At 67.4% G+C, this 8,269-nt stretch carries 9 protein-coding genes; 7 read left to right on the top strand and 2 right to left on the bottom strand.

Features of this window, described 5'->3' with window-relative positions; genetic code table 11:
• The first annotated feature begins 315 nt into the window (after positions 1 to 315).
• The 6 genes from QGG75_07115 to QGG75_07090 are packed head-to-tail and all read left to right on the top strand — an operon-like array spanning position 316 to position 5,737.
• Positions 316 to 1,599, top strand: a complete 1,284-nt coding sequence (locus tag QGG75_07115; GenBank protein ID MDP6067008.1) for an alpha/beta fold hydrolase — start codon at positions 316 to 318, stop codon at positions 1,597 to 1,599.
• A 58-nt stretch (positions 1,600 to 1,657) separates the two neighbouring features.
• Positions 1,658 to 2,833, top strand: a complete 1,176-nt coding sequence (locus QGG75_07110) for an acetyl-CoA C-acetyltransferase (GenBank protein MDP6067007.1) — start codon at positions 1,658 to 1,660, stop codon at positions 2,831 to 2,833.
• Positions 2,834 to 2,858: 25 nt separating this feature from the next.
• Entirely contained in the window at positions 2,859 to 3,581 is a 723-nt protein-coding gene (gene phbB / locus QGG75_07105) for an acetoacetyl-CoA reductase (GenBank protein ID MDP6067006.1), read from the top strand.
• A gap of 58 nt (positions 3,582 to 3,639) precedes the next feature.
• The gene (locus tag QGG75_07100; GenBank protein MDP6067005.1) at positions 3,640 to 4,038 is read left to right on the top strand and encodes a carboxymuconolactone decarboxylase family protein; all 399 of its coding nucleotides are present in this window, start codon (positions 3,640 to 3,642) and stop codon (positions 4,036 to 4,038) included.
• A gap of 46 nt (positions 4,039 to 4,084) precedes the next feature.
• Positions 4,085 to 4,918 carry an EamA family transporter gene (locus QGG75_07095; protein MDP6067004.1) on the top strand — a complete coding sequence of 278 codons (834 nt, stop codon included), beginning with the start codon at positions 4,085 to 4,087 and terminating at the stop codon, positions 4,916 to 4,918.
• A 33-nt stretch (positions 4,919 to 4,951) separates the two neighbouring features.
• Complete coding sequence (locus QGG75_07090; GenBank protein ID MDP6067003.1) at positions 4,952 to 5,737, top strand: hydroxyacylglutathione hydrolase; 786 nt, start codon at positions 4,952 to 4,954, stop codon at positions 5,735 to 5,737.
• Positions 5,738 to 5,747: 10 nt separating this feature from the next.
• Here QGG75_07090 and QGG75_07085 read toward each other — a convergent pair whose 3' ends face one another.
• Together QGG75_07085 and gloB are read right to left on the bottom strand one after the other, a co-directional pair.
• The gene (locus QGG75_07085) at positions 5,748 to 6,368 is read right to left on the bottom strand and encodes a glutathione S-transferase N-terminal domain-containing protein (GenBank protein ID MDP6067002.1); all 621 of its coding nucleotides are present in this window, start codon (positions 6,366 to 6,368) and stop codon (positions 5,748 to 5,750) included.
• A gap of 22 nt (positions 6,369 to 6,390) precedes the next feature.
• Positions 6,391 to 7,158, bottom strand: coding sequence for a hydroxyacylglutathione hydrolase (gloB, locus tag QGG75_07080; GenBank protein MDP6067001.1), 768 nt, complete (start codon positions 7,156 to 7,158; stop codon positions 6,391 to 6,393).
• Between the two features lie 152 nt (positions 7,159 to 7,310).
• On the opposite strand from gloB, the gene QGG75_07075 reads away from it, so the two are divergent.
• Positions 7,311 to 8,030, top strand: a complete 720-nt coding sequence (locus tag QGG75_07075) for a methyltransferase domain-containing protein (protein ID MDP6067000.1) — start codon at positions 7,311 to 7,313, stop codon at positions 8,028 to 8,030.
• The last annotated feature ends 239 nt before the right edge of the window (positions 8,031 to 8,269 follow it).

Raw genomic sequence — 8,269 nt, 5'->3', positions numbered from 1 at the left:
GCACCATCAAGGGAGAGAATAAAATGCACCGCATCATGCCCATCAAGCAAACCAGACGGACGAAACTGACCGCTAACTCCAATAAACTGTAACCTATGTCATGACGAAAAACTGTTACCCATGTTGAGAGGCGGGCACGGGTTCAACCATAGGGCCGCCTCCGCTATACTGCGACCATGGTGGACGAGCCGGACATCGAGAGGTTGGCACGAACCTTCCTCGACCTCTGGCAGGAACAGGTTGCGGCCAGTGCCTCCGACGCTGGGCTGGCCGGATTGTTCGCGGGCGGCAAAGCTGAGGACCAGGCCGGGGACCATGCCAACAACGGCAGCGACGGAGACCCCCCAGCCCCGCCAGGGGCCACGGCCGCTGGCTTTTCACCTGGCCTCGGCGACGACCAGCTTGCTGAGTTCGCTCGCCGTCTTGCCGACTGTGCCCAGCGCCTGGCCGCCCTGGAGCGGGGAGCAAAGCGCCAAGGGAGCTGAACTGGCGGAGGCTCTCCAAGACATCGCGCCAGCCGATTTTCAGGCCGCCGTGGGCCACGAGATCATCAGCCGCCTGGGCGCCATGATGACGGGCATCGAGGCCTACCGCGGCCATCCCTATCGGCGCCGGCTGCCTGAGCCGCCAGTGCTCTGGCAGGAGGGCACGACGCGGGTTTTGGACTATGGCACCTGTGGCGCCGAGCTCGAGCCAGGGGCGCCGACGGCGCTCTTCGTGCCCTCGCTGGTCAACCGCGGCTACGTACTCGACCTCTTGCCCGGGCGCAGCCTGTTGCGCTGGCTGGCCGGCCAGGGGCTGCGGCCGCTGCTGGTCGACTGGGGCGCACCGGGCGCGGCGGAGCGCCGCTTCGATCTCGACGACTACGTCGCCGGCCGCCTCGAGGCCGCTCTCGATGCGGCCCTGGCCGGCGGCGGCCCGACCGCCGTGGTGGGCTATTGCATGGGCGGCAACCTGGCGCTGGCGCTGGCGCTCAGGCGCCAGCACCAACTCGCCGCCCTGGCGCTGTTGGCCACGCCCTGGGATTTCCACGCCAGCCAGGCCGCCCAGGCCCGCCTGTTCGCCAGCTCCGCCGCCACCATCGACGCCATTCTCGAGGCCTTCGGCGAATTGCCCGTCGACCTCTTGCAGGTCTTTTTCGCCAGCCTCGACCCGACGTTGGCACTAAAGAAGTTCTGCGCCTTCGCCCGCCTCGCCGCCATGGGGCCCAAGGCCGGCCGGCGGGCTGAGGAATTCGTCGCCCTGGAGGATTGGCTCAACGACGGCGTGCCCCTGGCCGCCCGCGTGGCGCGCCAGTGCCTGGTCGAATGGTACGGCCAGAACACGCCCGGCCGCGGCCTCTGGCGGCTGGCCGGCGAGTTCGTCGATGCCGGCCGGCTCGAACTTCCCAGCCTGGTCGTGGTGCCGGCCAGCGACCGCATCGTGCCGCCTGAATCGGCCCGTGCCCTGGTCACCCTGATCCCCGGCAGCGAGACCATGACGCCACCGTCGGGCCACATCGGCATGGTGGTGGGCTCGAGCGCCGAGCGCGGCCTGTGGCAGCCGCTGGCCGCCTGGCTGCACCGCCAAATGTCGCCGGGGGAGTCAAAAAACACTTGATTTGTGCAGCGCAATAATTATGTTGCGACGCAACAAAGCACCCCGGAAGGAGAACCCCATGACCGATGTCTTTATTGCCAGCGCCGCCCGCACGCCGGTGGGATCGTTCAACGGCTCGCTGGGCAGCCAGCCGGCCCACGAACTCGGACGCGTCGCCCTCGAGGCGGCGCTGGAACGCGGCGGCGTCGAACCCGAGGCGGTGACGGAGGTTATTCTCGGTCAGGTGCTGGCCGCCGGGGCCGGCCAGAACCCGGCCCGCCAGGCCGCCATGGCCGCCGGGCTGCCGGTCGAAACACCGGCCTGGGGCATCAATATGGTCTGCGGCTCGGGCCTGCGCGCCGTGGCCCTCGGGGCCCAGGCGATTCGCGAGGGTGAGGGCGAGATCGTGCTGGCCGGCGGCCAGGAAAGCATGACCCAGGCGCCGCACTGCCTGCACCTGCGCAATGGTACCAAGATGGGCCCGGCCGAGATGGTCGACATCATGATCAAGGATGGCCTTTGGGACGCCTTCAACGGCTACCACATGGGCAACACGGCGGAGAACGTGGCGCGCCGGTTCCAGCTCAGCCGCGAAGAACAGGACGCCTTCGCCGTGGCCTCGCAACAGAAAGCCGAAGCGGCCCAGAAGGCGGGCCGTTTCGAGGCCGAAATCGCACCCGTCACGATCAAGACCCGCAAGGCCGAAACCGTGGTCGAGGCCGACGAATACATCCGCCACGGCGTCACCATCGACAGCCTCAGCGGGCTGCGCCCGGCCTTCGACAAGGAGGGCACGGTGACGGCGGGCAATGCCTCGGGCATCAACGACGGTGCCGCCGCGCTGCTGCTGATGAGCGCCGCCGAGGCCCGGCGCCGGGGCTCGCAGCCGCTGGCCCGCATTGCTTCGTGGGCCCAGGCCGGGGTCGATCCCGCGGTCATGGGCACCGGCCCCATCCCGGCCAGCCGCCGGGCCCTGGAACGGGCCGGCTGGTCGATCGACGATCTCGACCTGGTGGAGGCCAACGAGGCCTTCGCGGCCCAGGCCTGCGCCGTCAACAAGGACCTGGGCTGGAATCCAGACATGGTCAACGTCAACGGCGGCGCCATCGCCATCGGCCATCCCATCGGCGCCTCGGGCGCCCGGGTGCTGGTGACGCTGCTCTATGAGATGCAGCGCCGCGAAGCCAAGAAGGGCCTGGCCACGCTGTGCATCGGCGGCGGCATGGGCATCGCGCTCTGCGTCGAACGCGACTGAATTTTTCAAGGGGAGGAACAAAAAAATGGCACGTGTAGCATTGGTTACCGGCGGGACGCGCGGCATTGGCAGCGCCATCTCGCACATGTTGAGCGAAGCCGGTTACAAAGTGGCGGCGGTCTACCACGGCAACGTCGAGGCGGCCGAGAGCTTCGCCAAGGAAACCGGCATCAAGGTCTTTCGCTGGGACGTCTCTGATTTTGGCGCCTGCCGCGAGGGCATCGAACGGGTGACCGAGGAATTGGGGCCCATAGAGGTGCTGGTCAACAACGCCGGCATCACCCGTGACGGCACCATCCACAGGATGGATTACGAGGACTGGGAGGCGGTGGTGCATACCAACCTGACCTCGTGCTTCAACCTGGCGCGGCTGGTCATAGAGGCCATGCGCCAGCGCAGCTTCGGGCGCATCATCAACATCGGCTCGATCAACGGCCAGGCCGGCCAGTACGGCCAGGTCAACTACGCCGCCGCCAAGTCCGGCATCCACGGCTTCACCAAGGCCCTGGCCCAGGAGGGCGCGGCCAAGGGCATCACCGTCAACGCCATCGCGCCGGGCTACGTCGACACCGATATGGTGCGGGCGGTGCCGCCACAGGTGCTGGAGAAGATCATCGCCGGCATCCCCGTCGGCCGCCTGGGCCGGGCCGAGGACATCGCCCGGGGCGTGCTTTTCCTGGCTTCCGACGAGGCCGACTTCATTACCGGCTCGACGCTGAGCATCAACGGCGGGCAACATATGTACTGAGCCCGCTCGCGACCCGCTCGCGGGCCTTTTTTGCTTTCCAACACAGGGGGAATTCTTTATGCCTACGGTGCCGATGATCGAAGACGCCGACGCTACCGGCCTGGTGCGCGAGATCTACGACGACATCAAGTCGAGCCGCGGCATCGATTTCGTGCCCAATTTCTGGAAGACCATCGCCAGCCATCCGCCGACGCTGGCCCGCACCTGGCGGAGCCTCAAGGAAGTGATGGAACCCGGCCGCCTCGATCCCCTGACCAAGGAAATGATCGCCATCGCCGTATCGGCCACCAACGGCTGCGAATATTGCCTCTGGTCGCACACCGCCGCGGCCCGCAAACAGGGCATGGACGACGAAACCCTGGGCGAGCTGCTGGCCGTGGTCGGCATGTTCAACGAGACCAACCGGCTGGTCGAGGGCTATCAGGTCGAGGTCGACGACGTCTACCGTGGCGCCTGAGGCACCGCGCCGCCGGGCCACCGCGATTGGCGGCGCGGCGGTGCTGATGTGGGCGACGCTGGCGCTGCTGACGGCCCAGACCGGCCAAGTGCCGCCCTTCCTGCTGATGGCGCTGGCATTCGGGTTGGCCTTCATCGTTGCCTGCGGGCGCTGGCTGGCCGGCGGTGATGGCGTGCTCGCCCATCTCGACTACCCGCCCCGGGTCTGGCTGCTGGGCGTGGGCGGCCTGTTTGGCTACCACTTCTTCTATTTCCTCGCCCTCAAGAACGCGCCTCCGGTCGAGGCCAGCCTGATCGCCTACCTCTGGCCGCTTTTGATCGTGGTCTTCTCGGCGCTCCTGCCGGGCGAGCGGTTGCGCTGGTGGCACCTGGCCGGTGTGCTGCTGGGCCTGGTCGGCACGCTGGTGCTGGTGGGCCGCGGCGGACTCGATTTTCAGGGCCGTTATGCCCTGGGCTACGGCGCTGCGCTGGTCGGCGCCCTGATCTGGTCGTCGTACTCCTTGCTCTCGCGCCGCTTCGCCCATGTCTCGAGCGAGGCGGTGGGCGGCTTTTGCGGCCTCACGGCGGTGCTGGCGGCACTTTGCCATCTGGCGCTCGAGCCGCCGCTGTGGCCCCAGGGGACCGAGTGGTTGGCCGTGCTGGGGCTCGCCCTGGGGCCGGTGGGCACGGCATTCTTCTTTTGGGACCATGGCGTCAAGCACGGCGACATCCGCGTTCTCGGGGCCGTTTCCTACCTGGCGCCGCTGCTGTCGACGCTGCTGCTGGTGGCGGCGGGTCTGGCGCCCGCCACCTGGCAGGTCGGCGCCGCCTGCCTGCTGATCACCGGCGGTGCCGTGCTGGCGGCGCGCTCCCTGTTGTTCAGCAATCATGAATCGCACTAGAGTCAGGCCGAGCCTGTAGCGACGGAGGCAATCGTGATCATCGAGCAAATCTGGACCGACAACCCCTACCGCAACTTCAATTACCTGATCGCCTGTGCCGACACGGGCCAGGCCCTGGCCGTCGATCCGCTGGATCACGAGAAATGCCTGGCCCGGGCCAAGGAGCGGGGCTGGGAGATCACCCAGGTGCTCAATACCCACGAGCACGGCGACCACATCGCCGGCAACCAGGCCACCATCGAGGCCAGCGGCGCCAAGCTGCTGGCGCATCACGGGGCCAAGGACAAGATCCCCGGCATCGACCAGGGCCTGGCGGCCGGTGACGTGGTCCGGGTGGGCAGCGTCGAGCTCGAGGTGCTGGATACGCCGGGCCATACGCACTGCCACATCTGTCTCCTGGGCCACGGCGAGACCCCGGCCCTGATCTCCGGCGACACCGTCTTCAACGCCGGCGCCGGCAACTGCGGCAGCGGCGATCCGGCGCTCTTGTACCAGACCTTCGCCGAACAGATTTCGCGCCTCTCCGACCAGACGCGCATCTATCCGGGCCACGATTACCTGGCCAACAACCTCGCCTTCACCCTCGACCGCGAGCCCGACAACGCCGCCGCCCGGGCCCTGCTGGCCGAAGCCGAGGCCCAGGACATGCAGGCCCCCATCGTCACCACGCTGGGCCAGGAGAAGGACTTGAACACCTTCATGCGGCTCGACAGCCCGAGCCTGATCGCCAAGCTCTGTGAGACCTTTTCCGATCTGCCGGCCGAGCCCTCGCCGCGCGAGGTGTTCCTGAAATTGCGCCAGTTGCGCAACGACTGGTAGGGGATTTGCCTCAGCCCGAAACTTTGGCCGGATCCTGGGGCACCGTCCGGGCCAGCGAGGGGCGCCGGGAAAATTCCACGTTCCAGGCTTCAAGCGCCGGACGGCCGGGCCGCCAGTCGCGCTCGGCGAAACGAAAATCGAGATAGCCCAGCGCCACGCCCAGCGTCAGCGTGGCGTAATCGAGCCTCGGCAGATCCGAAACCTCGGCCTCGAAAGTGTCGAGCGCCCGCTCGACGACGGCGGCCAGGCGCTGGCACCAGCCGGCGTAGACGAACTCGCTGGGGCGGCGGCGCTGCTCCACCACCTGGCCCACGGCGGCGTCGAGGATGCCGTCGGCCAGCGCGGCCCGGCGCAGCATGGTCCAGCGTGCCGGCCCGGCGGGCGGAAAAAGCGCCGGCTCAGGGACCTGGGCAGCGAGGTATTCGCAGATCACCGGGCTGTCGTAGAGCACGGAGCCGTCAACCAGCCGTAGCGCCGGCACCTTGCCCAGCGGATTGACCTTCGAGAGGTCGCTGGCGGGGTCCCAAACCTGCGTGGGCTGGAGTTCGATGCCGCCCTCGAGGCCAAGCTCGATGGCCGTGGCCATGACCTTGCGCACAAAGGGCGAGGACGGGGAGTAGTGCAGCCGCATGCCAGAGCCGGGAATCCTGGGCTCAGAAATCGTCGCGCTTTCGCCTGAGCGTCGCGAAAACCTCGACCGCATCGGCACCGGCCATGCCGATGGCTTCCTGGAAGGTGGGATCATCCGCCCGCAGGAAGGGATTGGTCGTCAATTCGTCGGCCAACAGCGTCGGCACGGCGCCGCCACTGCCCAGCGCCTCGCGAAGTTTTCCGATCCGTTCCTCCAGTTTCCGGTTGCCGGGGTCGATCTCGAGGGCAAAGGCGAGATTGGTCTTGGTGTTCTCGTGGGCGCAGTAGATCTGGGTCTCCGGCGGCAATTCACGCAGCCTTTTCAACGATTCCCACATCTGCGCCGCCGAGCCCTCGAGGCGGCGGCCGCAGCCCAGCACCAGCAAGGCATCGCCGCAGAACAGCGCATTGGTGCGGTGGAACCAATAGGCGAGATGGCCCACCGTGTGGCCACCCACGTCGATCACCTTGGCCTCGGCCTCGCCCAGCTTGAAGATATCACCGCCCGAAAGCTTGCGGTCGATACCGGGGATCTTGTCGGCTTCCAGGGCGGGGCCGCAGACCCGCAGCCCGAAGGCCTGCTTGAGGTCCCGGTTGCCGCCCACCTGGTCATCGTGGTGATGGGTGTTGAGGATGTATACCGGGCGCCAGCCCAACTGACTGACGGCTTCGACGGTGGGACCGCTAAAACTGGGATCGATGATGGCCGCCGACTTGCTGGCGCGGTGGCGCACCAGGAAGGAATAGGTATCCCGGGCGGCGGAAAACTGCTCGATTTCGACTTTGGGCATGGCCATAAGCTCCGCGATACGCTCGTGGCCCGAATATGGCACCAAAATGCGCCTTTCGCACCACCGAAAATCGGCATCCGGACAAAACCGGGGAATTCCCCTAATCGAGCCAGGGCACCAACTTTACTACGATCTGCTACCATGGAACCGTCATGCGACCTGACGTCATCGACTTGAACCAATTCTACGAGGATCGCGCCGGACAGGTGGCGCGGCGTCTGGTGCGCCGGCGCTTGCGCCAGATCTGGCCCCAAGTGGGCGGCCTCAGCCTGATGGGGCTGGGCTACGCCACGCCCTATCTCAGGCCCTTCGTCGACGAGGCCGAGCGGGTATTCGCCGTCATGCCGGCCTCGCAAGGCGTGCTGCACTGGCCGCCCGACGGCGCCAGCCTGGTGGCGCTCAGCGACGACACCGAGCTGCCCTTCGAGGACGCCAGCATCGACCGCTTGCTGCTGGTCCACGGCCTGGAGAACAGCGAACAGGTGCGGCCCATGTTGCGCGAGATCTGGCGCGTGCTGGCGGCCGGCGGCCGGCTGCTGGCGGTGGTGCCGAACCGGCGCGGCATCTGGGCCCGTTTCGACAGCACCCCCTTTGGCCACGGCCACCCCTTCACGCCGGGGCAGCTCACCGGCTTGCTGCGCGAGACCATGTTCTCGCCCACCGTGGTTTCGGCGGCGCTTTATATGCCGCCCAGCCGGTCGCGGGCCATGCTGCGCTTCGCCCCCACCGTCGAGCGCCTGGGCCAGCGCTGGGGCCGGCCCTTCGCCGGCGTCCTGGTGGTCGAGGCGGGCAAGCAGATCTACGCCGTCTCGGCCAGCCGCCGCAAACGCCTGCGCGCCCCGGTCCAGCCGGCGCTGCCGGCGGCGCGGTAGGGGGAACGGCCGCCATAGAAAACCCCCTCCCTCGCCCTCCACCCCTTGATGCTAAGGGATGCGCACATCTTCAAGGGCGCAGCCAGTTGAAGCACGGGGAATTGACCACAGAGATGGGGTAATCGGCGCTGAGGGTGGCTACTCTCCGAGCTTTTGGAACGTGGTCTGGATGTTCCAGCCACAAGAAGCGTTAAGGAGAGCAGCCATGAAGTACTATGCCGGATTGGACGTTTCGTTGA

This window comes from Alphaproteobacteria bacterium (genome assembly GCA_030740435.1).
Classification (GTDB): domain Bacteria; phylum Pseudomonadota; class Alphaproteobacteria; order UBA2966; family UBA2966.
Note: the sequence above shows the minus strand (reverse complement) of the source record. Positions and strands in the feature narration are given on the sequence as shown.